Genomic DNA, 22700 nt, shown 5'->3' with positions numbered 1-22700 from the left:
CCCCCGCCGGGGGTTCGGGGCGGAGCCCCCAGAACGGGGTCTGGTGCGCAGCCCCAGCGGGGGCCGGGGCAGCGGCCGGGTGCGGGAAGGGGTGGGGTGGGGTGGGGAAAAACCTCCTGCGCCTCCGCCAACACCCCCGCCGGCACCTGCTTTCGGCCTGCCGTACGCGGCCGCGTCAGGCGGTCTTACGCGCTCCTGTCGCGCAGCGCCTTGAGCGCCCGGTCCGCGTGCACGCTCATCCGGAACTCGCTCTTGACGATCTCCAGCACCTTGCGGTCGGTATCAATCACAAAGGTGACCCGCTTGGTCGGCACCGCCGCGATCCCGCGCTTCACCCCGAACCGCTCCCGTACGGTCCCCTCCGGATCCGACAGCAGCGGATAGCCGAAGGAGTACGCATGGGCGAACTCCGCCTGCTTCTCGACCGAATCGGCACTGACCCCGACCGGCTGGGCGCCGAGTTCCTTGAACTCCGCCGCGATGTCCCGGAAGTGGCACGCCTGTTTGGTACAGCCGGGGGTGAAGGCCGCCGGATAGAAGAACAGCACCACCGGACCGTCCGCCAGCAGCCCACTGAGCGAACGGACGGCGCCGTTCTCGTCCGGCAGCTCGAAGTCCTCGACCACATCACCGATGTTCATGGGTGCACGCTACCCGCCACCCGCCCGGAGTGGCGGGGGAAACGGACGTGCTCAGCGGCGAGTCAGCAGCGCAGCCGGGCGGTATGGCCGTCGATGCGCAGGATGCATTCGGTGAACAGCGTCATCGAAGGGCTGTCGTCCGTGGGGACCAGCCGCAGCCCGAGATCCATGATGGACCGGATGACCTGCGCGGTACGGCTTCCGTCGGGGTCCGGTCCGCGCAGCGCGGACCATGCCTCGAAATGCGCCCGGACGGCTTCCCAGGCCGGTCCCGGCGTGAAGTGGCACAGAAAAACCGGCTGGTCGACCCCGTACTGGCGTAACTCGCCGACTGCGGCCTCACCTTGCATAAGCCACCATGTGGCACCCATCTCGTCCCCAACTCCGTACATGGGAGTGGATGCCCATCATACGGGTGTGGAAGACCCGACGAGGGTCGACTCCATATCGAGGGCCCATCCCAGCAATCGCTCGTCCGCCCCCGGCCTGGCCACGCACTGCATCCCCAGCGGAAGGGAGTCCGCCGCCCGCCCCGCGGGCAGGGCCAGGGCGGGGACTCCCGCGTAGCTCCAGGGGAGGCTCATCACGGAGTCGCCGGTGCTCTTCAGGCCGAACGGCGCGGGGCCCGTGGCGGCCGGGGTGATCCACAGGTCGATGCCGTCCCGGTCCATGGCGGTCACCAGCCGGTCGCGGAAGGCGGCACGTTCGCGCAGGGCCGCGGCGTACGCGTCGTGGCCGATCCGCTGCCCCTGCCGGATCGCCTCGGCGGTCTGCGCGCGGTACCGCTCCGCGTAGCGCGGAAACCATACGGCGTGGGTCCGCGCCAGTTCGTAACGGCCGATCACCACCCGTTCCGCCACGACCCGGTCGAAGTCGTCCGGGAAGGGCAGGCGGCGGACCGTGAATCCGGCCGCCTCCAGACGCCCCGCCCGCTCCTCGAAGGAGCTTCTGGCCTCGGCGTCGGCGCGGTCGAGGTAGGGGCCGAGCGGGATGCCGAGCACCGGCCGCCGCTCCGTCGCCGCCGCTCCGTCGCCGGACGGCCGCCAGCCGTCGCACAGCACGGCGGCCGCCGGGGCGAGGGCCGCCACGCCGGGGGCGAAGAGGCCCACGGTGTCGAAGGTCGGGGCGTTGGCGATCACGCCGTCGGAAGGGATGCGGCCGTGGGTCGGTTTGAAGCCGACGACCCCGCAGTAGGCGGCCGGGCGGATCATCGAACCGATCGTCTGGGTCCCGATCGCCAGCGGCACCATCCCCGCCGCGACGGCGGCGGCCGAACCGCTGCTGGAGCCGCCCGGAGTGTGGCCGAGATGGTGCGGATTACGGGTGGGACCGGGAGCGGTCACGGCGAACTCGGCGGTGACGGTCTTGCCCGCCACCAGCGCACCCGCCGCCCGCAGCCGATCGACGAGCGACGCCTGCGGCCCGGCCAGCGCCTCGGCGGGAACGTCCGAACCGGCCTGTGTGGGCAACCCGTCGACGTGCACGATGTCCTTGACGCCCACCGGTACGCCGAACAACGCCGGCCGCCCGCCCGGACCGTCCCACCGCTCATCGGCCGCCCGCGCCTCACGCAACAGCCGCTCACGGCGGCCGGGTTCGGGGACGAAGGCCCGAATCTCCCCGTCAGCGGCCTCGATCCGGTCACAGACCCGCGCGGCCGCGGTGGCACAAGAGGTGTCCATGAACCCCGAGGCTACGCGGTACGCCCCGGCCGGCCGACGGTACGCGCAGCCAACCGGCACCAAGTTCGCCGATCGCGGAGCGCCACGCGACCAACTGAACCGGATGAGGCTGAATGGCTGTCTGCTGCAGCGGACGAGGGGCTGCGAAACGGGTGCGGAGGCACGTACGGAGAAGTTGCGGGCGGTGGGGTCGGAGGCCGACTTCTCAGGGCTCAGGGCTGATGTGAACATTGCCGGTTGGTAGCGGCAGCTACCAGGGACGGACGAGGACGAGGCCATGCCGGGAAACAGCACGAACAGGATCCGGCACAGCACCTTGCGGCCCTCCAGTCACGCTTGCGTCCGGGGTGGTCGGCTCGGCGCGGCACGAGTTACGGACGGAGGGCGAAGTGGCACCAGAGGGAGCGCGCCAGGACCGAGGCCCGGTGAGCGATGCCTGGGCGGGGGTCGACCCCGACGCGCTGGAGAGGGCCGTGCGGGAACGGTGGTGTCCGGCGGCGCCCACTGGGGCGGCGGGCTGTGGATCAGCGCGCTCGACCTGGCCCGCGTCGGCGGGCTCTGCCTGGAGGGCGGGGAGTGGGCCGGGCGCCGGGTCGTGTCCCGGCGCTGGATCGCGGCGCTGTGGACACCGTGTTCCGTCAAGCCGGAGTACGGGCTGTCCTGGTGGCTCGACGACGGCCGCGTGGTGTGGCCACGGGCCCCGTCGACCGGGCGCCGTGCCCGGGGCAACGGCGGCAACCACCTCTTGTGGGTGGACCCGGCCCGTGACCTCACCCTCGTCTCACGCGGGGAAGCCGATGTGGAAGCCCTGATCGCGGCGGTCTCGGAGGCGGTCCGCCCCGGATGACGACCGAGGCCACCGCTCAGTGGGCCTCCACATCGGCTGTCTCCGTCAGCTGCCGCCCGTCACCTTGACGTAGTCGACGACCAGCTGCTGCGGGAAGGAGGTGTTGCCGTCCGGGTCGCCGGGCCAGTAGCCGCCGACGGCCAGGTTGAGAATGATGTAGAAGGGGTGGTCGAAGACCCAGCGGTTGCCGTTCAGGTCGGCGGGGGTGCGGGTCTGGTAGACGTTGCCGTCGACGGACCAGGTGATCTTGTTGGGCGACCAGTCGATGGCGAAGGTGTGGAAGGCGTCGGAGAACTTGCCGCCGTTGGGGAGGGTGTAGCCGGCGCCGATGCCGCCCGAGCCGGAGTAGCCGGGGCCGTGCAGGGTGCCGTGGACGGTGCTGGGCTCGAAGCCCACGTTCTCCATGATGTCTATCTCGCCGCAGTTGGGCCAGCCGGCGCTGCCGATGTCATCGCCGAGCATCCAGAAGGCGGGCCACATGCCCTGGCCCTGGGGCAGCTTCATCCGGGCCTCGACATGGCCGGAGGCAGTGGTGAACTTCTGCGAGGTGTTGAGGCGGGCGGAGGTGTACTCGCACCGGCCGTACCAGCAGTTGTAGTTGGCCGGGTTCTCCTTGCGGGCGGTGATGACAAGGTTGCCGTTGCCGTCCAGCGCCGCGTTCTTGTTGCCGTCGGTGTAGTACTGCCGCTCGTGGTTGTTGACGTTGTCTCCGGTCTCCACGCCCCACTTGGAGCCGTCGACCCCGCTGCCCGCCGGGCCGTCGAAGTTGTCGGTGAACTCGGCGGCGGCAGCCTTGCTGGTGGCCTGGGGGGTGGCCGTGGCCGGGGCGGTGAGCCAGGGGGTGGCGGCGAGTGCGGTCGCGGAGAGCAGACCGATCACGGTGTTGCGCACAGTTTTTCTCATGGAGCGGTGGTGCCTTCCTGTGTGGGGGATGGGACCGGTGGGTGCCGGTCCGGTGGGGGGAAGGTGTGCGTCCGGCGGCTGGGGGCCGGGGTTCCGCGGCGCTATGGCACGGGCGTTCGGGTGGGAGGGGTGCCCATCAGCGCTCGTCGGGGTGTGGCGGTCGGGGGACGGTCGGGAGGGGTGCCCGTGAGCGCTCGTTGGGGGGTGGTGGCCGGGCGACGGGCGGGCCGGTGCGCGTCCTCGGTGAGGAAGCGGCCGACGGGGACGGTGGCGGCGCCGAGCGCCACGGCGTGGGGGCCGAGCCGGCACAGCCCGATGGTGGTCTGGGCGTACGGCCGGCGCAGCGCCTGCGCGGCGACCGTCTCGCGGATCCGGGGGAGCATACGGGCGCCGAACAGCAGCCCGGCCCAGCCGCCGAGGATGATCCGCTGCGGGTTGAAGAGGTTGACCAGGTTGGCGATTCCGGCACCCAGATACACCGCTGCCTCCTCCAGGACGCGCTGGGCGGCGGATGAGGTGTCGGCGGCCGCGAGCAGCGCGGCGAACGTGGACTCCTTGTCGGCGCCGGGGGTGGTGCGGCCGCGCCGGGCCTGGCGGAAGCGCTCCAGGACCGCTTCGGCGCCGACGTACGCCTCCAGGCAGCCGCGGGCGCCGCACCGGCAGCGGCGGCCCCCGGCCTGGACGGTGGTGTGGCCCCACTCGCCCGCGCTGTTGGTGGAGCCCCGGTAGGGGGCGCCGTGGGTGATGACGCTCGCGCTGACGCCGGAGCCGATGACCGCGACGACCGCGTGCTGGACGCCGCGTCCGGCGCCGAACCACATCTCGGCCCGGCCCATGGCCTCGGCGCCGTTGTCGATGTGCAGGGGCAGTGCGGTGACGGTGCTCAGCAGCCGCTCCAAGGGGAGGGCGTTCCAGCCGGTGGCCGATATGCCGATACCGACGCCGAGGATGTGCCCCTGGGGGATTGCGGCTTCCTCGATGACGGCGTCGAGACCGGTCAGGATGTGACCGACGACGGTTTTGGCGTCGCGCTCCCCGGGGGGTAACGGGTGAACGACACCGGCCCGTTGGGTGAGGGCGAGGTCGAACAGCCCCACGCGGACCCGGGTGTCGGCGACCTCGACGCCGATGACGTACCGGTGCCCGGGGACCAGCCGCAGCCGGGCACCGGTCCGGCGGCCCGCCGCGACGAGGGCCGACTCCGCCTCGGTGGCGACGCCTTCGGTGGCGATGCCTTTGGTGATGGCGCCTTTGGTGGCGGCGTCTTTGATGACGGTGCCGTTGGTGATGGTGTTTGGGGGGATGAGGCTTTGGGCGACGGCGTCTTCGGCGACGACGCCTTCGGCGATCAGCTTGCCGATGACGGTGCGCACCGTGGTGGCGCTGAGCCCCGTACGGCGGACGAGCTCCTGCCGGGTGAGCGGGGCGTGGAAGTACAGCGTCCACAGCAGTGAGGCGCGGCTGCCGTGCCGCGGATCGCGCACGGTGGTGCGCAGCGAGGGCTGGGCTGCCTGCGCCTGGGCCGTCATCGGTCACCTCCGGGGAGACACAATGTCCAGCCCTGTTCGATGCATGTCAATAGGTATGGACCTTCTTGTCTCAAAGAATTTGAGGCGGGCCCCGACCCAACTCCCCCTGAACCGACAGAAGTCGAACCCTCAGCGCGCTCCGCCGGTGGCGAGGAAGTGCGCCAGCGGAAGGGTGGCCGCACCCAACGCCACGGCGTCGGGCCCCAGTTCGGCCAGCCCGATCTCGGTCTGCGCGTACGGCCGGTGCAGCGCGTAGGAGGCGGTGGCGGCCCGGATCCTGGGGAGGACCCGGCCGCCGAGGAGCAGTCCGGCCCAGCCGCCGAGGATGATCCGCTCGGGGTTGAAGAGGTTGATCAGATCGGCGATACCGGCGCCGAGGTAGGCGGCGGTCTCCTCCAGCACCTCGCGCGCCCGGGTCTCGGTTCCGGCGGCCCCTACGATCGCGGCGAACGCGGCCTGCTGGTCCTCACCGGCGCCCTCCGCGCCGCCCTCCTCGACCCCGTCCGCGCCGCTTTCCCCCGCGCGGTCGCCGTGCGCCGCGCGTCCATAGCGGTCGAGCACCGCCTGCGCCCCGACGTACGCCTCCAGACAGCCGACCGCACCGCATCGGCAGGCGCGCCCGCCGACCTGGACGACCGTGTGCCCCCACTCCCCCGCGCTGCTGGTCGCGCCCCGGTAGGGCGCCCCGGCGGTGACGATGGCCGCGCCGACGCCGGAGCCGATCAGCGCGATCACCGCGTTGTCCGCGCCGCGGCCCGCCCCGAACCACATCTCGGCCTGCCCCTGCGCGGTGGCGCCGTTGTCGATGAACAGCGGCAGATCGGTGCCGGTGCGCAGCAGCCGCTCCAGCGGCACCGCGTCCCGGCCGGCGGTCGGGCCGTGGACGAGGACCTCGTCGCCCTGTTCGACGACGCCGGGGACACCGACCCCGACGCCGATGACCGCTTCCGGCTCCGTGCCGCTCTTGGCGACGACCGCTTCGAGGCCGGTCAGGATGTGGCCGACGACCGGCTCCGGGTCCCTCTCCAGCCCGCCGGGCGTCAGCGGGTGCTCCCACCGGGCCAGTTCGGTGAGCATGAGGTCGAACAGCTCCACGCGCACATGGGTCTCGCCGACGTCGACCCCGATGAGATGGCCGCTGCCCGGCGCGACCCGCAGCAGCGTGCGGGGGCGGCCGCCGTCGGACTCGACGGACCCGGCCTCCTCCACCAGTGCGTCGGCGAGCAGTTCGCCGACGACGTTGCTGACCGAACCGGAGCTGAGCCCGGTGAGCGCCCCCAGTTCCTGACGGCTCACCGGGCCCTGGAAGTACAGCTGGCGCAGCAGCGTCGAGCGGTTGCCGCGCCGCAGGTCGCGGACGGTCCGTCGGTTCATCTGACCCATCGGGCTCCTTCCCCCCGCCCGAACCTACCTGACGCGGCCGCTCTTGACGCCGACGGGTTTCATCGCTTAACTCACGGTCTGAATGAAGTCTCGCGCTTCACCTTTTGAACGGTCAATGGCGTCCGGCCGTCAAGGGCAACCGACGGGCGGGCCGACCAAAGCCGCCCCTGGCCACCGCCGCACGACCTCCTACTCCGCGCCCGGCGCCTGGAACAGCGCGAGCAGATCCTCCCGCCCGAACATCCGCGCCGTCTCGACGGCCGAGGGCGATCCGGAGCGAGGGTCGGCGCCCTTGGCCAGCAGCACCCTCAACACCTCCTCCTCGCCCTTGAACGCGGCCCCGGCAATGGGCGTCTGGCCCCGTTCGTTCACCCGATTGGGGTCGGCGCCGCGCTCCAGCAGGGCCGACACCGTCGCGGGGTGGCCGTAGTAGGCCGCGAGCATGAGCAGGGAATCGCCCTTGTCGTTGGTGAGGTTGGCCGGGACACCCGCGTCCACGTACGCGGCGAGCGTATCGGTGTCACCCTGCCGGGCCAGGTCGAAGACCTTGGACGCCAACTGCAGCACCTCCGGGTCGTGGGCGGGCTCGCTCTCGGGGTTCGATTGGGTCATGGCCTGTCGCCTCCGGCTTCGCTACCTCGGTATGTGATCACCCACCCTAAGGACGGCGACCGAGTCGTCCGAGGAGGTGGTCACCCCCGCGGGAGGAGGCGGTCGGCTCGGAGCGCCACGCCTCCATGGTGATGATTACACCGATAATCCACCCAATTGCACCTTTCACCCGACGGATACATGCTGTGATCCTGGAACCCCTCATGGTGACTGACCGTCCCCCATCAGCCAGGAGACCGTGATGATCCTGTCCATTTCCGGCGTCGTACTGCTCGGCATCGTCGTCTTCATCTTCTTCCGCAAGGACGGGCTGAAGGGGTCGCACGCCATCATCTGCGCGCTCTTCGGCTTCTATCTCGCGTCCACCGCGATCGCTCCGAGCATCAAGGCGGGCGGTGCGAGCCTCGCCAGCCTCCTGGGCGGGATCAAGATCTGACGTGGCCCGGAGACCGCTCCCCCGCCTCCGCCTCGGCGGCGCCGAAGGCACCCCGCTCATCCCGTTCCTCCGTGGCCGCGCGTTCGCCCGCACCGCGGCCGACGGCGTCGCCGATGTCCTCCACCCCCTGGTCGCGCTCTCCCGGGGGATGCGCCTGCTCGCCGCCACCGGGCGGCGCAAGTGGGTGGAGCTGCCGGGCGACCGCCGTGGGCCGGTGTTCACCCTCGTGGTCGCCTGCGGCTTCGTTCTCTTCCTGCTGCCGTACGGGCCACTGGCGGCGGCGATCAGCCTGATCGGCGCGGCGGGCTGGGCCGGGCGGGGGCGCGCCCCCGCCGCATCGGGGACGCCCGGCACGGACGGGGCCGAGCGGCTGCGCACGCTCTACGAAGCCCTGGTGCCGTACTTCTCCGCTTCCGAGGACCCCAGCCCGCTCTACAGCCACGGCGGCGACTGGTCCACGGTGTTCGACTCCTTCGCCTTCGACGAGGGCGGACGGCTCACCCGACTGCGGCTCCGCTACCCCGCCTACTTCACCGACGGCGAACCCGCGGCCCGCACCCGGATCGAGCAGCTGCTGTACGCGAAGTCGGGACGCGGTCGTGAATATCTGTTCGAGTGGGACGAGGAGGCCAATGGCCTCAGCCTGACCGTGCTGCCCGCCCTGTCGACCGCGATCCACGCCCAGCGCTTCGTCACCGCGCCCGGTGAGACGGTGCTGGGCTTCACCGACCCGTCGTCGGTGCAGCGGACGCTGCCGGTACTGGCGGAGCCGGAGAGCTGCGAGGAGAGCGCGGGGGACGCGGCGGGCACGGGGGTCGAGAGGGCGACGGGGGACGGACCTCGGACCCATGACGTGCCGCCGGTGGTCTGGCGCACCGGCCCGCGGTCGACCGAACCGCATCTGCTCGCGCTCGGCCAGCCCGGAAGCGGCACCACCACCCTGCTGCGCTCCATCGCGCTGCAGGCGCTGCCCCATGGCGAGGTGCTGGTGGTGGACGGCGGCGGCACCGGCGAGTACGCGTGTCTGGGCGGGCGGACGGGGGTGCTCGCGGTGGAGTCCGGGCTGGCCGGGATGCTGGCCACGCTGGAGTGGGCGGGCCATGAGACCGAGCGCCGACTGATCGGCGCCAACCGCGCCCGCCAGCTCGGGCATGCGCCGCCGGACGACATCCAGCGCCCGCTGTGGATCCTGCTGGACCGGCCGTCGGTGATGAGCCATCTCGCGGCGGCCGACGGCCGCACCGACCCGCAGGAGCTGCTGGCCGTGCCGCTGCGGCACGGACGGGCGGCGAACGTACGGGTCGTGGTGGCCGATCAGCTGGATGCCGCGGAGGGGCTGAGCGACGCCGTGCGGCGCCACACCCGGGCCCGGGTGGTGCTGGGCCCGGTCTCGTCCGAGCAGGTCACGGCCGTCCTCGGGGCGCCCCCGCACACCACGCCGACGCCCGAGGTCCCTCCGGGCCGCGGCTATGCCCGCCTTGGCGCGGGGCCGGTGCACCGCCTCCAGGTGCCGGCCACCCCCGATCCGTACGACGAGGCGGTGAGCGAGGCCGAGCGGCAGGCGGTGCTCCGGCTGCTCCCCGCCCCGGACCCCGCCGCACCCCAGGCCCCGGCGCCCGTGGGCGGATGACCCGCCGCAGTGCCCGGACGAGGTGACCCGCCGGGGCACGTCCCGGCGGGTCAGGCCACGTACGTACGGGGCGACTCGGCCTCGATCGTGGCGCCCGAGGCCACCAGATCGGCGGCCGCGGCCAGCCGGGTGGCGGCCTTTTCGGCGACCGCTCCCCCGACGGTGAACGGAAGCCGTACGTACCCCTCGAACGCGCCGTCCACTCCGAAGCGGGGCCCCGACGGCACCCGGACCCCCAGCCGGGCACCCGCCTCCGCGATGCGCGAGCCGGAGAGGCCGCCGGTGCGGGCCCAGAGGGTGAGTCCGCCGTGCGGGACGGTGAACTCCCAGTCGGGCAGATGGCGTCGGAGGGCATCGACGAGCGCGTCACGGTTGTCGCGGGCGAGCGCCCGGCGCACCTCGATGGCCTCCTCCCAGCCGCCGGTGTTCAGCAGCCAGGCGACGGCGAGCTGTTCGATGACGGGGGTGCCCAGGTCCGCGTAGGCGCGGGCGGCGACCAGGGTGCGGATGACATCGGGCGCGGCGCGCACCCAGCCGATGCGCAACCCCGCCCAGAACGACTTGCTCGCCGAGCCGACGGTGATCACGGTGCTGCCGCCCGGGTCGAAGGCGCAGACGGGGCGGGGCAGCGCCACCTCGTCGTCCAGGCGCAGCTCGGTCATGGTCTCGTCGGCGATCAGGATCGTTCCGGCGGCGCGGGCGGCGTCGACGAGCTGCCGGCGCTGCTCTTCGGTGGCGAGGGCGCCGGTGGGGTTGTGGAAGTCGGCGATGACATAGGCCAGCCGGGGTGCGGCGGCGCTGAGGACCTGGCGCCAGGCCGGGATGTCCCAGCCCCCGAGTCGGTCGGCCACGGCGACGGGCACGAGCCGGGCGCCCGCCTCCCGCATCAGCTGGAGGATGTTGGCGTAGCTGGGTGATTCGACGGCGACCCGCTCCCCGGGCCGGACCATCAGCCGGCAGGCGGCGGCGACCGCGCCCATGGCGCCGGTGGTGACCATGATCTGCTCGGGCATGGTCGGTATGCCGCTTGCGGTGTAGCGGTCGGCGAGCGCCTGGCGCAGGGCGGGCAGCCCGGCGGGGTAGTCGCCGTGGGTGCGGGCGTAGGGCGGCAGTTCGTCCAGGGCGCCGTGCATGGCGCGGGTGAGCCACGGTTCGGGGGCGGGCAGCGCGGCACAGCCGAGGTCGATGACGGAGGCCGCGGCCTCGGGCGGGAGCGGATCGAGCCCCCGGGTGGGCAGCGGGCTTCCGGCGGGCATGGCGGTCCAGCTCCCGGCGCCGCGCCGGGACTCCAGGAACCCCTCGCCGCGCAGCGCCTCGTAGGCGGCGGCGACGGTGGTGCGGCTGACCGCGAGCGCCGCGGCGAGCTCGCGCTCGGCGGGGAGGCGTGCCGCGACCGGAACCCGGCCCTCCAGGATGAGCAGCCGTACGCCGTCGGCGAGGGAGCGGTAGGCGGGGACGCGGCGGCCCCCGGTCAGTGAGGCCGCGGCCCCGGCTGCCACGCCGTCGCGGGAGTGCTGCGACCCGAGCAGCCGGGCCAGTTGGGGTGCGCCGACCGCGGACGTCCATGGACTCATCGAATGCGGTCCACCTTTCGGAAATTGGCCGTAGAACTGGACTGGTTCCAGGCCACAGAGTGACATGCCGCAGGCCACTCACACCAGGAGCTCGCATTGTCCGATCGCCTTCCACGCCGCCTTGTCCAGCTCTACGTGGGGCTCGTCCTGTATGGCGCGTCCATGGGGCTCCAGTTGCGCGCCGCCGTCGGTCTCGACCCCTGGGACGCCTTCCACCAGGGCGTCGCCGAGCACACCTCGCTGTCGATCGGCACCGTGACGGTCGTCGTCGGCCTCGCCGCGCTGCTGCTGTGGATCCCGCTGCGCGAGCGGCCCGGACTGGGCACGGTGTCGAACGTGATGGTGATCGGGCCGGTGATGGACGCCACCTTGTGGCTGATACCGGAGCAGGAGGCGCTGGCGGTACGGATCCCGATGCTGCTCTTCGCGATCGTGCTGTGCGGCGTGGCCACCGGGCTCTACATCTCGGCGCGGTTCGGGGCGGGCCCGCGGGACGGGCTGATGACGGGGCTGCACCGGCGCACCGGATGGTCGCTCCGGCTGGTGCGGACCGGGATCGAGCTGGCGGTACTGGCCACCGGCTTCGCCCTGGGCGGGTCGGTGGGGCTGGGTACAGCGCTGTTCGCGCTGACCATCGGCCCGCTGTCGCAGTTCTTCCTGCGCGTTTTCGCGATTCCGGCGACCGCTGGGACGTCGGGCCCCGGGATCGTGGCGCGCGGCGGCGTCGAGCCGCAGGTCCGGGACCTGATTTAGGGCTGACGCGATCGGGGCGGTAGTGTACGCCCTTGGCCTACCAGGCGGACCGTTACTGCGCGCTAAAGTACCAGAAACGCTGGGTGACATCTGCTGCCAGATGTGACAAACCGGGCGCCTGTGGGTAGAACAACGGGGCGGCACGACGGGCGACGCATGTCCCAATACGGGAATCTTCACCGCCGACCGGACGTTGACCGGATGACGACGACAGCGACACCTGTCCTGTGGGCGACAAGCCCGGGAGGCACGATTCATGAGTGAGCGAGCTCTCCGCGGCACGCGACTCGTGGTGACCAGCTACGAGACCGACCGCGGCATCGATCTGGCCCCGCGCCAGGCGGTGGAGTACGCATGCCAGAACGGCCATCGATTTGAGATGCCGTTCTCGGTAGAGGCGGAGATCCCGCCGGAGTGGGAGTGCAAGGCGTGCGGCGCCATGGCACTCCTGGTGGACGGCGACGGACCTGAGGAGAAAAAGGGCAAGCCTGCGCGCACGCACTGGGACATGCTCATGGAGCGGCGCACCCGCGAGGAGCTCGAGGAGGTGCTGGCCGAGCGGCTGGCGGTCCTGCGCTCCGGTGCCATGAACATCGCCGTGCATCCGCGGGACACAACACGTAAGTCCGCCTGAATCCGAGCGGCAGCACTGAGATAACAAGGGCCGGGGCCACTGCTGAGCAGTGGCCCCGGCCCTTGTTCGCGTTGGCCTCGGCGGCGTCGGGCCCGGGTGGGGCTGTGGCCGCCGGTGGCCCAGCCCCGGTCCCGCTGTCTCAGCCCCGGTCCCGCGGCCGCAGCCCGGGGCCCGGCTCTCCATCGCCGTCCCGGTCCCGGTCGTCCCCGTCACCGTCCCGGATCACCTCGCCCTGGATGACCGTGCCCTGCTCCGGGCGCGCCTGCCTGCCCCGGCGCTCCCACTCCTCACGGGCCTGAAGGAAGGGGTCGGAGGGCGATCCGGGGACGAAGCCCATCTGGCGCGACAGCGCGCTCTCCGCGCGCCGCCGCAGCAGCGCCCGGGTCGGCGGGAACAGACACACCAGCGCGGCCACGTCCGATATCAGCCCCGGCACCATGAGCAGCAGCCCGCCGAGCATGGTGAAGGAGCTTCCGGGCCGCGCCGCGGGCTCCTCCTCGCCGCCCGGCCGCATCGACGCGGCCAGGCTCTGCCACGCCCGGCGGCCGCCGCGCTTGACCACGGCCCCGCCCACCACCACGCCCGCGACCAGCAGCAGGAAGACGGTCAGCCCACCGGCCAGGTCCGCCACCAATGTCAGCAGCCAGATCTCCAGGACCAGCCAGGCGGCGATCCCCAGCGGCACGAAGGTGCGGGCGCGTGAGCGCTTCGGGCGGGTCGGGTCGCTCTGCTGCGATGCGCCGGTCATCATGCCTCCAAGTGTGCCCGGGCCCGTGCGCGATTCGGAGCCCGGGGCCGCGTGGCCAAGGGGATCGAGGGGATCTCATGGGTTCCAACGTGCGAGGTGTCCCAGAGGCTCCAGGAGTCCGAAGCGGAGTTCGAAGAGGGGTCCGAAGGAGACCGGACGGAATTCGCGGGGAATCGGCGGTGGCGGTCCGGGTACCCGCTGTCGGCGGAGGTGTCGCATGACGGGTGTGCTGGAGGTCCTGGTGTGGTGGGCGGCGCTGACCGGGATCTGGCTGGTGCTGATCGGCACCGTCGACCCCCTGGAGATCCTGGTCGGGGCGGCCGCCGCGCTGGCCGCCGCCCTGCTCGCCCGCGCCGGGCGCCGGGCGGTGGCGGGCCGGTGAACACCTCCGACGGCTGGCTGGCGGCGGCGCTGGTGCCGCTGCTCGCGCTGGTGCCGGTGCTGTGGCGGATCGCCTACGGCTCGCCGAAGGACCGGCTGATCGGCCAGAACCTCACCTCTGATCGCGGGCAGCGTGGTGACCAGCGCCCGCGGCGGAAACGGGGGCATCACGGCATGACCGATGTGCTGATCGTCGTCGCGCTGCTGCTGGTCGCAGGCGCCGGCACCGCCGCCGTGCTCAACCGGGACCCGGTGCGGCAGGCGCTGGTGCTGTCCTTCCTCGGCCTCGCGCTGGCCCTGCTGTTCACCTTCCTCCAGGCGCCGGACGTCGCGCTCTCACAGCTCGCCGTCGGCTCCGCGGTGACGCCCCTGATGATCCTGCTGACCGTGCGCAAGGTGCGGCGCCGCCCGGGGGACGGCGACGGCGCGGACAAGCGGGCGGGCCGTGAGCGATGAGCGCCCGGGTCCGGTGGTGGGTCTTCCTGGTGGGCGCCGCCGGGTTCGCCGTGCTGTTCGCCGTCGCCTGCTTCGGCCTGCCGGCGTTCGGCACCGGCCACCACCCGTACGGCGTCCGGGCGGTGCACGCCTCCTTGAGCCATCACACGGCCAATGTCATCGCGTCCGTCAACTTCGATCTGCGCGCCTTCGACACGCTCGGCGAGGAGACCATCCTCTTCTCCGCCGTCCTCGGCACCGTGGTGCTGCTGCGCCAGGCCCGCGACGAGCACCGCAAGGATCCCGAGCCCGCCGTGGTCCATCCCCGGGTGCGCCGGTTCGCGCTGCTGATGCTGCCGCTCGCCCTGCTGGTGGGGCTGTATGTGATCGCGCACGGTCAGGTCAGCCCCGGGGGCGGCTTCCAGGGCGGGGTAGTCGCCGCCACCGCGCTGCATCTGCTCTACATCGCCGCCGACTACCGGGCCCTGGAGCGGGTCCGGCCGCTGACGCTCTACGAGATCGGGGAGTCCGCGGGCGAGGTGGCCTATGTCATCACCGGGCTCGCGGCCGTCCTCGCGGGGTCGGCGTTCCTCGCCAACGTCCTGCCGTTCGGCACCTTCGCGACCCTGTCCTCCGGCGGCACGGTGCCGGTGCTCAACGCGGCCGTCGGCCTGGAGGTCGTCAGCGGGGTCGTGGTCCTGCTGGCCCGTTTCCTGGACCAGGCCGTGGAGATCGAGGAGCCCGGGGAGGACGAGGGGAGCCCGCACGGCGCAGGGGACAGCCCAGACAACGGAGACAACGGAGACGACGAGAGGGAGCGAGCGTGACGGTCCTGCCGTACCTGGTCGCCGGATGGATCTTTCTGATCGGTGTGTACGGGCTGGTGACCAGCCGGGACCTGATCCATGCCGTGGGGTGCCTGGCGGTCACCCAGTCCTCCACCTATGTGCTGCTGCTCGCCGTCGGCTACCGCAACGGCGGCACCGCCCCGGTCTTCGCCGACGCGCCCACCGACAGCCGGGTGGTCGACCCGGTCGTGCAGGCGCTCGCCCTCACCGACATCGTGGTCGGCGCGACCGTGACCGCGCTGCTGCTCGCGCTCGTCGTCCAGCTCCGCAAACGCCATGGCACGGTCGACCCGGACGCCCTGTCCGAGCTGAAGGGCTGACCGGGTGGATACCGCGCGACTGCTGCCGCTGGTGGTGGCGGCGCCGCTGATGGGCGCGGCGGTGCTGGTGGCCGCCGGACGGCGGCTGCCCCGGCTCGCCTCCGACGTTCTGGGCTGCGCCTTCGCGACCGCCACCGCCGTACTGGCGCTCCTGGTGCTGTTCCGGGCCGGTCATCCCGGGCCGGAGGCGTATCCGGTGGAGTGGGTGGGCGGCTGGCGGCCGGTGGGCGGCAGCGGGGTGGGCATCGTGCTGGTCGGCGATCCGCTGGGCGCCGGGCTCGCGGCACTGGCCTCGCTGCTCGTCGTCGCCGTCCTCGTCTACTCCTGGCGCTACTTCGAGGAGCCGCCGCGCCGTCACACCGGCTCCTTCTCCGCGCTGATCCTGGTGTTCCAGGCGGGCATGTGCGGTTTCGCGCTGACCGGCGATCTGTTCAACGCCTTCGTCTTCTTCGAGCTGATGGGCGTGGTCGCCTACGCGCTGACCGGCTTCCGGGTCGAGGAGCCCAAGCCGCTGCAGGGCGCGCTGGCCTTCGGGGTGGTGAACTCCCTCGGCGCCTACGTCACCTTGCTGGGCATCACGCTGCTGTACGCGCGCACCGGGGAGCTGGGGTTCGCCCAGATCGGACGGAAGCTGGATACGGGCGGGCCGGACGGGCTGGTACTCGCCGCGTTCGTCCTGGTGACGACGGGTCTGCTGGTGAAGGCGGCCGCCGTCCCGTTCCACTTCTGGCTGCCCGACGCGCACGCGGTCGCCCCGACGCCCGTGTGCATGCTGCTGTCCGGGGTGATGGTGGAGCTGGGTGTCTACGGCGTCGCCCGGGTCTACTGGACGGTCTTCGCCGGGCGCGGCGGTCTCGCCCACCCCGACTTCACCCGCGCCCTGCTGGTGCTGGGCGTCCTCACGGCGCTGCTGGGCGCGGTGATGTGCTGGCAGCAGCGCCATCTCAAACGGCTGCTGGCGTTCTCGACCGTCTCCCACACCGGGCTGTTCCTGATCGGCGTCGCCGTGCTGACCCCCGAGGGGATCTCGGGTACGGCGCTGTACGTGCTCGGCCACGCGAGGGTGAAGGCGGCCCTCTTCGCCTGCGCCGGGGTGCTGCTGGACCGGTACGCGTCGGTGGACGAACACGAGTTGTTCGGCCGGGCCCGGGAGCTGCCGGAGGTCGGGGCCCTGTTCGCGGTGGGCGGCCTGGGCTTGAGCGGGCTGCCGCCGTTCGGCTCCGGGCTCGGCAAGGCCGTCGCCGAGGAGGCCGCGGGGCACACCGTCGCATGGCTGCCCGCGCTCTACGTCCTGGTGTCGGCGGTGACCGGGGGTGCGGTGCTGCGCGCCGGGCTGCGGATCTTCGCCGGAGTGGGGCGGCGGCCCCGGGACGGGCAGGAGAGCGGTCCGGAGACCACCGGCGAGGAGGAGCCCGAGACCGGCCGCCGCCTCGGGCGCATCCCGGTGCCGCTGCTGGCGGTGCCCGCCGCGCTGCTGGCCGGGTCGCTGGCGGTCGGGGTGATCCCGGCCGTCGCGTCCGCGGTGGACCGGGCCGGGGCGCTGTTCACCGATACCGGTGGCTACCGGCGGGCGGTCCTGGACGGACGCGCCGCGGCCGCCCCGACGTCCGTGCCACCGCACTGGCAGGCGACCGGGATCGTGCTCGGGCTGCTTTCCACGGCCCTCGCCATCACTCTGGCCACACTGGCGGTACGGCGGCCGGTCCGCACCGGGACGGCCGCGCTACTCGCGCCCGTACGGCGGCTGCAGTCCGGGCATATCGGCGACTACGTCGCCTGGCTGGTTGCCGGGACGGCGCTGCTCACGGTGCTGACCGCCCCGGGGGTCCGCTGAGACCGAGACGCGCTCGGTCCCGTGGTCAGCGGTGGCGCAGTGCCGAGATCAGCTGACTCTTGGACATCTGGGACCTGCCCTCGATGCCCGCCTTCTGGGCCTCGCGGTACAGATCCTCCTTGGTCCGCATCTCCATGCTGCCCGACTTGGCGCTCCCTCGGGCCGCCGTGCCGCGCGCTGTCGACTTCGCGCTCTTCGTGGTCGCTTTAGCCATGTTCCGCCTCCTTCAGCCTCAAGTGTCCGGTACGGGGCGGAAGGACGCCCGCGGGACTACTCCGAGCGCGGAGGCGGAGAGCCGGAGGCTGGGACCCGAAGGACCCCCGAAGCCCGGGCCCGGGGACCCGAAGCCCGGGCCCGGGGACCCGAAGCCGGGCCTAGGGCTCCTTGCGACCCAGCATCTTGTTGACCCGTGAGCCCACGCCCCAGGACATGACCCGCCAGGCCGCCTCCGTGACGATGTCGCGGCTCATCTTGCTCTCGCCGCGCTCGCGTTCGATGAAGGTGACCGGAACCTCGATGACATGGAAGCCCGCCTTGATGGCCCGCCAGGCCAAGTCGATCTGGAAGCAGTAGCCCTGGGAGGCGACCTCGTCCATGCCGATGCCCTCGAGCGTCTCCTTGCGGAACGCGCGATAGCCGGCCGTCATATCGCGGATCGGCACATCGAGGAGGAGGCGGGAGTACGTGCTGCCGCCCCGGGAGATGAACTCGCGGGACTTGGGCCAGTTGACGATACGGCCGCCGGGTACCCAGCGGGAACCGATCACCAGATCCGCGCCCTTGAGCGCGGTGAGCAGCCGGGGCAGTTCCTCGGGCTGGTGGGAGCCGTCGGCGTCCATCTCCACCAGCACGCCGTAGCCGTGCTCGATGCCCCAGCGGAACCCGGCCAGATAGGCGGCGCCGAGGCCCTCCTTGCCCTTGCGGTGCAGGACCTTGACGCGGTCGTCCTCGGCGGCCAGCTCGTCGGCGACCTTGCCGGTGCCGTCGGGGCTGTTGTCGTCCGCGACGAGGATGTGCGCCTCCGGAACCGACTCCAGGACCCGCTCGACGATCGGCTTGATGTTCTCCGCCTCGTTATAGGTCGGGATGATCACCAAGGTCGTACCGAGCGGACCGTACTTCCGCCGGCCGCCGTCGTCCTGCTGCGCACGGCGCGGCTCCGCGTCCGCGCCGTCGGTGAGCGGCTCGTCGCCTTCGATACGCGGCTCGTCGGCTCCGGCGAGCGGCTCCGTGGCATCGGTACGCGGCGCGTTGGCCTTCGCGCTGGGCTCCTCGGCTCCGGTGCGCGGCTCCGCGGCCTTCTCGCTCGGCTCACCGGCTCCGGCAAGCGGCTCCGCGGCCTTCTCGCTCGGCTCACCGACCTCGCGTGCGTCGCTCACGGCGTCGGATTGGTCGCTTCTCCGCCCGTGAGACGCATCGTCACGGTCGTTGCTCCGGCGCGGCTCCTCGGCCTCGCGTGCGTCGCTCACGGCTACTGCCCCTTCTCGTCCGTACGTCCCCGACGGCCGATCGTGATCGCGGCCGCGCAGGACAGAACGCCCACCATAGCGAGCACCCACTCGGGCATCGCACCGACGCGGTCGGCCAGGGTCTTGCCGTCACGCAGCGGGATGCGCGCGGTGAGCACATCTTGCGTGAATTCTTTCGTCCGCTGCTCGATCGTGCCATCCGGGGAGACCACGGCGCTGATCCCGCTCGTGGCCGCGGTGATCACCGGCCGACCGTGCTCGATCGCCCTCAGCTTGGACATGACCAGCTGCTGCTCGGGCTGGCCGCTGCGCCCGTAGGTGGCGTTGTTGGTCTGGACGACGATCGCCCGGGCGCCCGCGTTGACCGTGTCGCGGACGATCTCGTCGTAGGCGACCTCGAAGCAGATCACATCGCCGAGCCGGGCGGGGCCGACCTTCAGCACGCCGGTGTGGTCGCCGGGGTAGAAGTCGCGGGGCACCCGCTGGAGCCGGGTGATGACCTTGCTGAGCTGCTGGCGGAAGGGGACGTACTCGCCGAAGGGCACCGGATGCTGCTTGGTGTACGAGGCGCCGGGACCGCTCTTCGGATCCCAGACGATGCCCTGGTTCTCCACATAGCCCTGTTTGGTCGGATGGTCGACCAGGGCGCCGACCAGCACCGGAACGCCGATCGCCTTCACGGCCTCGTCGATCCGGGCGTATGCCTCCCGATACTGGAAGGGGTCGAGGTCGGAGGCGTTTTCCGGCCAGATGACGAGGTCGGGCTTGGCGATCCGGCCGGCCTTGACGTCCTTCGCCAGGTTCAGCGTCGCCTTCACATGGTTGTCGAGGATCATCATGGGGCGGCCCAGGAAGTCCATACCGGGCTGCTGCACATTGCCCTGGACGACGGCGATGTCGACCGAGTCGTCGGCGGCGGTGGGAATGGGCACCGCGAATCCGGCCGCCGTCACGGCGGCGGCGACGGCCACGGCCCCGGCGGCGGGCAGGGCGCCGCGCGGCGAGAGGCTCCCGGCGCGCTTCAGCCGCCACAGGAGGAGCGCGGCGGAGGCCAGCGCCCCGCCCGTCACCGCGACGCCGAAGGTGACCAGCGGGGCGCCGCCCAGCGCGGCGAGCGGGGTGTAGGGCGAACCGGTGTTGGCGAAGGCCAGCCGGCCCCAGGGGAAGCCGCCGAAGGGCACCCGGTCGCGGGCCCACTCCTCGGCGACCCACAGGCAGGCCGTCCACAGCGGCCACAGGGCCGGTACCGGCAGCCGGGAGACCAGGGCCAGGCCCGCGCCCATCAGCGCCAGGAAGGCCGCCTGGATGACGGAGAGCCCGATCACCGCGTCCCATCCCACCACGCTGAGCCACTTCAGCAGCAGCAGGAAGAACGGCAGCCCGAAGGCGAAGCCCGTCCAGGCGCCCTGGCGGGCGGTCCGGCCGTGGGTGAGCAGGGCCAGGGCGGCGACGGCCACCAGGGACAGCGGCCACACCCCGAACGGCGGGAAGGCGACGCCGAGCGCGAGCCCGCTGACCGCCGCGAGCGCACTGCGCCGCGCCTCGCGGCGGGCGAGCAGGCCCAGACGGCGCAGCCGGCCGGGCCGCCGCTCCCCGGTGGACGGCTCGGACGCGGGCGCCGCGGTCCCGGTCCCGCCGCCCTCGACGGTGTCACCGCCTTCGACGGCGCCGCCGGTGGGCGGCGTGACGGCGGAGCCGGGCCGCCGGCCCGGACGGTCTGCGTCCGGCCCGGTGGGGGCGGTATCGGCGGTGGTGTCGGAACCCGATGGCACGGTGCGGCCTTCCTACAGGTCGTGCTGTGGTGAAGTGACCGTATAACGCGGGCGCCCAGAAGTTGTCCCGAGGTGCGGATTGTGACCTCGGGCTATGGAAACGCTTCGGCCATGGCGGGGGTTCCTCGCCCGGCGGCGGCCCCGCCCCCGCGTCGGGGGGGGCGGTCCGCCGGTGTGCGCGTGCGGAGTGGGGGCCCGACGCCCTTCGGGCCGACCTGGGACCCGCTGGCTGCGGATCGACCGAGAGCCGTTGTCTACTGAGCGTCCGGGCCCCTCCCGGGTCGCACCTGCCGACCCGGCGATCCCTCCCTCGCCCCCGTGCGCTGGACCTGGCTCCCAGTGGCGGCGCACCACGGCGGCGCGTCTCCCTCTGGCCCAGCGGCGTTCGACGACTGCGTGAAGATTCCCCGGTCGGGCGTCCAGTGGTGGACGAGGCCGAACCTACCGGCCACCGACCGCACCCTGTCAACAGCCGCATGACCTGCGCCGTTTCCTCAAATGACCAGGTCAGTACGGACGATGTTCAGATGCCACGACAGGCCGGGGGCTCATCGTTCGGCGGTACGGGGCGTCCGCGCGTCACTCGTCCGGCCGGAGGTGGACGGTGCGTCCGCCCACCACCGTGCGCACGCAGACGGGCAGTTGACCGCCGGGGGTGAGGTCGGGCAGGCCGGGGGTGCCGGAGCGGGGGTCGGTCGACCATCCGGCGACCCGCGTGTCGGGCACCTGCACGATGAGTTCACCGGTCCGCCAGATCGCGTAGTCGGCGGGCGCGCCGGGCACCAGGACCCCCGCGTCGTCCCGTCCGATGGCCCGCCAGCCGCCGCGGGTGTGGGCGGTGAAGGCGGCGCGGACGGAGATCCGGTGCTCCGGGGTGCGGTGGAAGGCGGCGGCGCGCACGGTGCCCCAGGGGTCGAGCGGGGTGACGGGACTGTCGGAGCCGAGCGCCAGGGGCACACCGGCACGCAGCAGCGCCGCGTACGGGTTGAGGGTGCGGGCCCGCTCGGGGCCGAGCCGCTGGGCGTACATGCCGTCCTCGCCGCCCCACAGGGCGTCGAAGGCGGGCTGGACGGAGGCGGTGAGGCCGAGGTCGGCGAAGGCCGCGATGGTCCCGGGGGTGAGCATCTCGGCGTGTTCGACGCGGTGGCGGGCGGCGCGGACGCGGGCGAGCCCGGCCTTGTCGGCGGCGGCCCGTACGCCCTCGACCACGGCCGTGACGGCGGCGTCGCCGATGGCGTGGAATCCGGCCTGGATGCCGGCCTCGGTGCAGGCGATGACATGGGCGGCGATGGCCGCCGCGTCCAGATAGGCGGTGCCGGTGTGCGGCGTGTCGGCGTACGGCTGGTGGAGACACGCCGTGTGCGAGCCGAGCGCCCCGTCGGCGAAGAGGTCGCCCGCCGCGCCGATGGCGCCGAGTTCGCGCACCTTGTCCAGGTCGGCGGCGCTGCCGGCGGCCTCGGCCCAGTAGCCGTAGACCCGCGGTCCCGGCTCCCCGGCGGCGAGCTTCAGCAGCCCGGTGAGGTCGTCCTCGGAGGAGATGTCGGGCCCGGCGCATTCATGGAGGGAGCCGATGCCGAGCGAGGCGGCGCGGGCGAGTGCGGCCCGCTGGGCGTCGGTGCGCTGCCGCTCGGTGACGGCCGCGTGGGCGGCGGCCCGGACGGCGTGGTGGGCGGCGCCGGTCAGGGGGGCACCACCCCGACTGGGATGGTGGCCGGCCAGGTCGGACACGCCGGGGACGCGGTCGAGGAGCGCGGTGGTGACGACGGCGGAGTGCACATCGATGCGCGTGAGATAGAGGGGGCGGCCGCCGGTCGCCTCGTCGAGTTCGGCCCGCGACGGCGGGCGTCCCTCGGGCCAGCGGGCGGCGTCCCAGCCGTGGCCGAGCAGCACCCGGTCGGCGGGGTGGGCGGCGGCGAAGGCGCGCACCCGCTCCAGCGCGTCGGCGAGCGTACGGGCACCGGTGAGATCGAGTCCGGTGAGGGCGAGCCCGGTCGCGGTGGTGTGCACATGCGCATCGGTGAACGCGGGGGTCACCAGTGCCCCGTCCAGCTGGATGATCTCGTCCACGCCGTCCGCGAAGCTGTCCGCGGCCCCTTCGGAGCCGACCCAGGCGATGGTGCCGCGCTCGACGACCATCGCGGTCGCGAACGGATCGGCGGGGCTGTGGACCTCACCTCCGCGCAGCAGGACGGTACGGCCTTCGGGGGCCTGGGCGGGGGTCGGGTCGTTCACGGCGGGCTGCCTCGGGGGGTATCAGATGAGGGGATCG

Annotated in this window: 23 protein-coding genes; 10 read left to right on the top strand and 13 right to left on the bottom strand. The window is 72.7% G+C overall.

The window, feature by feature from the left end; genetic code table 11:
• Positions 1 to 185 precede the first annotated feature (185 nt).
• From ACFYOY_RS08555 to ACFYOY_RS08545, 3 genes are all read right to left on the bottom strand, one after another.
• The gene (locus tag ACFYOY_RS08555; RefSeq protein WP_351897046.1) at positions 186 to 641 is read right to left on the bottom strand and encodes a peroxiredoxin; all 456 of its coding nucleotides are present in this window, start codon (positions 639 to 641) and stop codon (positions 186 to 188) included.
• 62 nt (positions 642 to 703) lie between these two features.
• Positions 704 to 1012: a hypothetical protein gene (locus ACFYOY_RS08550; RefSeq protein ID WP_351897039.1), complete on the bottom strand. Its 309-nt coding sequence runs from the start codon at positions 1010 to 1012 to the stop codon at positions 704 to 706.
• 36 nt (positions 1013 to 1048) lie between these two features.
• The gene (locus ACFYOY_RS08545; protein WP_388585631.1) at positions 1049 to 2323 is read right to left on the bottom strand and encodes an amidase; all 1275 of its coding nucleotides are present in this window, start codon (positions 2321 to 2323) and stop codon (positions 1049 to 1051) included.
• Positions 2324 to 2810: 487 nt separating this feature from the next.
• Between ACFYOY_RS08545 and ACFYOY_RS08540 the strand changes: the two genes are divergently transcribed.
• A complete protein-coding gene (locus ACFYOY_RS08540) occupies positions 2811 to 3170 on the top strand; it encodes a hypothetical protein (RefSeq protein ID WP_351897027.1) in 360 nt (119 codons plus the stop codon).
• A 45-nt stretch (positions 3171 to 3215) separates the two neighbouring features.
• Here ACFYOY_RS08540 and ACFYOY_RS08535 read toward each other — a convergent pair whose 3' ends face one another.
• The 4 genes from ACFYOY_RS08535 to ACFYOY_RS08520 form a co-directional block, all read right to left on the bottom strand.
• Positions 3216 to 4073 (bottom strand): glycoside hydrolase family 16 protein, encoded by an 858-nt coding sequence (locus tag ACFYOY_RS08535; RefSeq protein ID WP_351897021.1) that lies wholly within the window; start codon positions 4071 to 4073, stop codon positions 3216 to 3218.
• 101 nt (positions 4074 to 4174) lie between these two features.
• Positions 4175 to 5602 (bottom strand): ROK family protein, encoded by a 1428-nt coding sequence (locus ACFYOY_RS08530; RefSeq protein WP_388585628.1) that lies wholly within the window; start codon positions 5600 to 5602, stop codon positions 4175 to 4177.
• Positions 5603 to 5731: 129 nt separating this feature from the next.
• On the bottom strand, positions 5732 to 6985 hold the full coding sequence (locus ACFYOY_RS08525) for an ROK family transcriptional regulator (protein WP_351897009.1): 1254 nt from the start codon (positions 6983 to 6985) through the stop codon (positions 5732 to 5734).
• A 189-nt stretch (positions 6986 to 7174) separates the two neighbouring features.
• Positions 7175 to 7597 (bottom strand): ankyrin repeat domain-containing protein, encoded by a 423-nt coding sequence (locus ACFYOY_RS08520; protein ID WP_351897004.1) that lies wholly within the window; start codon positions 7595 to 7597, stop codon positions 7175 to 7177.
• Between the two features lie 241 nt (positions 7598 to 7838).
• On the opposite strand from ACFYOY_RS08520, the gene ACFYOY_RS08515 reads away from it, so the two are divergent.
• Together ACFYOY_RS08515 and ACFYOY_RS08510 are read left to right on the top strand one after the other, a co-directional pair.
• On the top strand, positions 7839 to 8033 hold the full coding sequence (locus ACFYOY_RS08515; RefSeq protein ID WP_059146566.1) for a hypothetical protein: 195 nt from the start codon (positions 7839 to 7841) through the stop codon (positions 8031 to 8033).
• Position 8034: 1 nt separating this feature from the next.
• Positions 8035 to 9663, top strand: coding sequence for a hypothetical protein (locus ACFYOY_RS08510; protein WP_388585624.1), 1629 nt, complete (start codon positions 8035 to 8037; stop codon positions 9661 to 9663).
• Between the two features lie 50 nt (positions 9664 to 9713).
• On the opposite strand, the gene ACFYOY_RS08505 is transcribed toward ACFYOY_RS08510, so the two are convergent.
• The gene (locus ACFYOY_RS08505) at positions 9714 to 11237 is read right to left on the bottom strand and encodes a PLP-dependent aminotransferase family protein (RefSeq protein ID WP_388585621.1); all 1524 of its coding nucleotides are present in this window, start codon (positions 11235 to 11237) and stop codon (positions 9714 to 9716) included.
• A gap of 96 nt (positions 11238 to 11333) precedes the next feature.
• On the opposite strand from ACFYOY_RS08505, the gene ACFYOY_RS08500 reads away from it, so the two are divergent.
• Complete coding sequence (locus ACFYOY_RS08500; protein WP_351896985.1) at positions 11334 to 11990, top strand: hypothetical protein; 657 nt, start codon at positions 11334 to 11336, stop codon at positions 11988 to 11990.
• 256 nt (positions 11991 to 12246) lie between these two features.
• Positions 12247 to 12624 (top strand): RNA polymerase-binding protein RbpA, encoded by a 378-nt coding sequence (locus tag ACFYOY_RS08495; RefSeq protein ID WP_078639713.1) that lies wholly within the window; start codon positions 12247 to 12249, stop codon positions 12622 to 12624.
• A 139-nt stretch (positions 12625 to 12763) separates the two neighbouring features.
• Here ACFYOY_RS08495 and fxsA read toward each other — a convergent pair whose 3' ends face one another.
• Positions 12764 to 13375, bottom strand: coding sequence for an FxsA family membrane protein (fxsA, locus tag ACFYOY_RS08490; RefSeq protein ID WP_388585617.1), 612 nt, complete (start codon positions 13373 to 13375; stop codon positions 12764 to 12766).
• 214 nt (positions 13376 to 13589) lie between these two features.
• Between fxsA and ACFYOY_RS08485 the strand changes: the two genes are divergently transcribed.
• The 5 genes from ACFYOY_RS08485 to ACFYOY_RS08465 are packed head-to-tail and all read left to right on the top strand — an operon-like array spanning position 13590 to position 17190.
• Entirely contained in the window at positions 13590 to 13754 is a 165-nt protein-coding gene (locus tag ACFYOY_RS08485; protein ID WP_351903112.1) for a hypothetical protein, read from the top strand.
• Positions 13751 to 14209: a Na(+)/H(+) antiporter subunit B gene (locus tag ACFYOY_RS08480; RefSeq protein WP_388585613.1), complete on the top strand. Its 459-nt coding sequence runs from the start codon at positions 13751 to 13753 to the stop codon at positions 14207 to 14209. The genes ACFYOY_RS08485 and ACFYOY_RS08480 overlap by 4 nt, the downstream gene beginning before the upstream one ends.
• Positions 14206 to 15015, top strand: coding sequence for an MnhB domain-containing protein (locus tag ACFYOY_RS08475; protein ID WP_351903103.1), 810 nt, complete (start codon positions 14206 to 14208; stop codon positions 15013 to 15015). The genes ACFYOY_RS08480 and ACFYOY_RS08475 overlap by 4 nt, the downstream gene beginning before the upstream one ends.
• Positions 15012 to 15356, top strand: a complete 345-nt coding sequence (locus ACFYOY_RS08470) for a sodium:proton antiporter (RefSeq protein ID WP_059146574.1) — start codon at positions 15012 to 15014, stop codon at positions 15354 to 15356. The genes ACFYOY_RS08475 and ACFYOY_RS08470 overlap by 4 nt, the downstream gene beginning before the upstream one ends.
• Before the next feature lie 4 nt (positions 15357 to 15360).
• Complete coding sequence (locus tag ACFYOY_RS08465) at positions 15361 to 17190, top strand: complex I subunit 5 family protein (RefSeq protein WP_388585609.1); 1830 nt, start codon at positions 15361 to 15363, stop codon at positions 17188 to 17190.
• A 25-nt stretch (positions 17191 to 17215) separates the two neighbouring features.
• Here ACFYOY_RS08465 and ACFYOY_RS08460 read toward each other — a convergent pair whose 3' ends face one another.
• The 4 genes from ACFYOY_RS08460 to ACFYOY_RS08445 form a co-directional block, all read right to left on the bottom strand.
• Positions 17216 to 17404: a rho termination factor gene (locus ACFYOY_RS08460; RefSeq protein ID WP_351903098.1), complete on the bottom strand. Its 189-nt coding sequence runs from the start codon at positions 17402 to 17404 to the stop codon at positions 17216 to 17218.
• A gap of 160 nt (positions 17405 to 17564) precedes the next feature.
• Positions 17565 to 18287 (bottom strand): polyprenol monophosphomannose synthase, encoded by a 723-nt coding sequence (locus tag ACFYOY_RS08455; RefSeq protein WP_351903118.1) that lies wholly within the window; start codon positions 18285 to 18287, stop codon positions 17565 to 17567.
• 374 nt (positions 18288 to 18661) lie between these two features.
• Positions 18662 to 20431: an apolipoprotein N-acyltransferase gene (lnt, locus tag ACFYOY_RS08450; RefSeq protein WP_351903095.1), complete on the bottom strand. Its 1770-nt coding sequence runs from the start codon at positions 20429 to 20431 to the stop codon at positions 18662 to 18664.
• 579 nt (positions 20432 to 21010) lie between these two features.
• A complete protein-coding gene (locus ACFYOY_RS08445; RefSeq protein WP_351903092.1) occupies positions 21011 to 22663 on the bottom strand; it encodes an amidohydrolase in 1653 nt (550 codons plus the stop codon).
• Positions 22664 to 22700 lie beyond the last annotated feature (37 nt).

It is taken from the genome of Streptomyces sp. NPDC007875 (genome assembly GCF_042868035.1).
Taxonomy (GTDB): domain Bacteria; phylum Actinomycetota; class Actinomycetes; order Streptomycetales; family Streptomycetaceae; genus Streptomyces; species Streptomyces antimycoticus.
The sequence above is the reverse complement of the archived record's forward strand: the minus strand, read 5'-3'. Positions and strand labels throughout refer to the sequence as shown.

Coding starts and splice junctions, on each gene's coding strand:
- fxsA (WP_388585617.1), bottom strand. CDS start 13,375: ATGATGACCGGCGCATCGCAGCAGAGCGACCCGACCCGCCCGAAGCGC.
- ACFYOY_RS08555 (WP_351897046.1), bottom strand. CDS start 641: ATGAACATCGGTGATGTGGTCGAGGACTTCGAGCTGCCGGACGAGAAC.
- ACFYOY_RS08495 (WP_078639713.1), top strand. CDS start 12,247: ATGAGTGAGCGAGCTCTCCGCGGCACGCGACTCGTGGTGACCAGCTAC.
- ACFYOY_RS08535 (WP_351897021.1), bottom strand. CDS start 4,073: ATGAGAAAAACTGTGCGCAACACCGTGATCGGTCTGCTCTCCGCGACC.
- ACFYOY_RS08485 (WP_351903112.1), top strand. CDS start 13,590: ATGACGGGTGTGCTGGAGGTCCTGGTGTGGTGGGCGGCGCTGACCGGG.
- ACFYOY_RS08525 (WP_351897009.1), bottom strand. CDS start 6,985: ATGGGTCAGATGAACCGACGGACCGTCCGCGACCTGCGGCGCGGCAAC.
- ACFYOY_RS08515 (WP_059146566.1), top strand. CDS start 7,839: ATGATCCTGTCCATTTCCGGCGTCGTACTGCTCGGCATCGTCGTCTTC.
- ACFYOY_RS08520 (WP_351897004.1), bottom strand. CDS start 7,597: ATGACCCAATCGAACCCCGAGAGCGAGCCCGCCCACGACCCGGAGGTG.
- ACFYOY_RS08460 (WP_351903098.1), bottom strand. CDS start 17,404: ATGGCTAAAGCGACCACGAAGAGCGCGAAGTCGACAGCGCGCGGCACG.
- ACFYOY_RS08505 (WP_388585621.1), bottom strand. CDS start 11,237: ATGAGTCCATGGACGTCCGCGGTCGGCGCACCCCAACTGGCCCGGCTG.
- ACFYOY_RS08550 (WP_351897039.1), bottom strand. CDS start 1,012: ATGGGTGCCACATGGTGGCTTATGCAAGGTGAGGCCGCAGTCGGCGAG.
- ACFYOY_RS08545 (WP_388585631.1), bottom strand. CDS start 2,323: ATGGACACCTCTTGTGCCACCGCGGCCGCGCGGGTCTGTGACCGGATC.
- ACFYOY_RS08475 (WP_351903103.1), top strand. CDS start 14,206: ATGAGCGCCCGGGTCCGGTGGTGGGTCTTCCTGGTGGGCGCCGCCGGG.
- ACFYOY_RS08530 (WP_388585628.1), bottom strand. CDS start 5,602: ATGACGGCCCAGGCGCAGGCAGCCCAGCCCTCGCTGCGCACCACCGTG.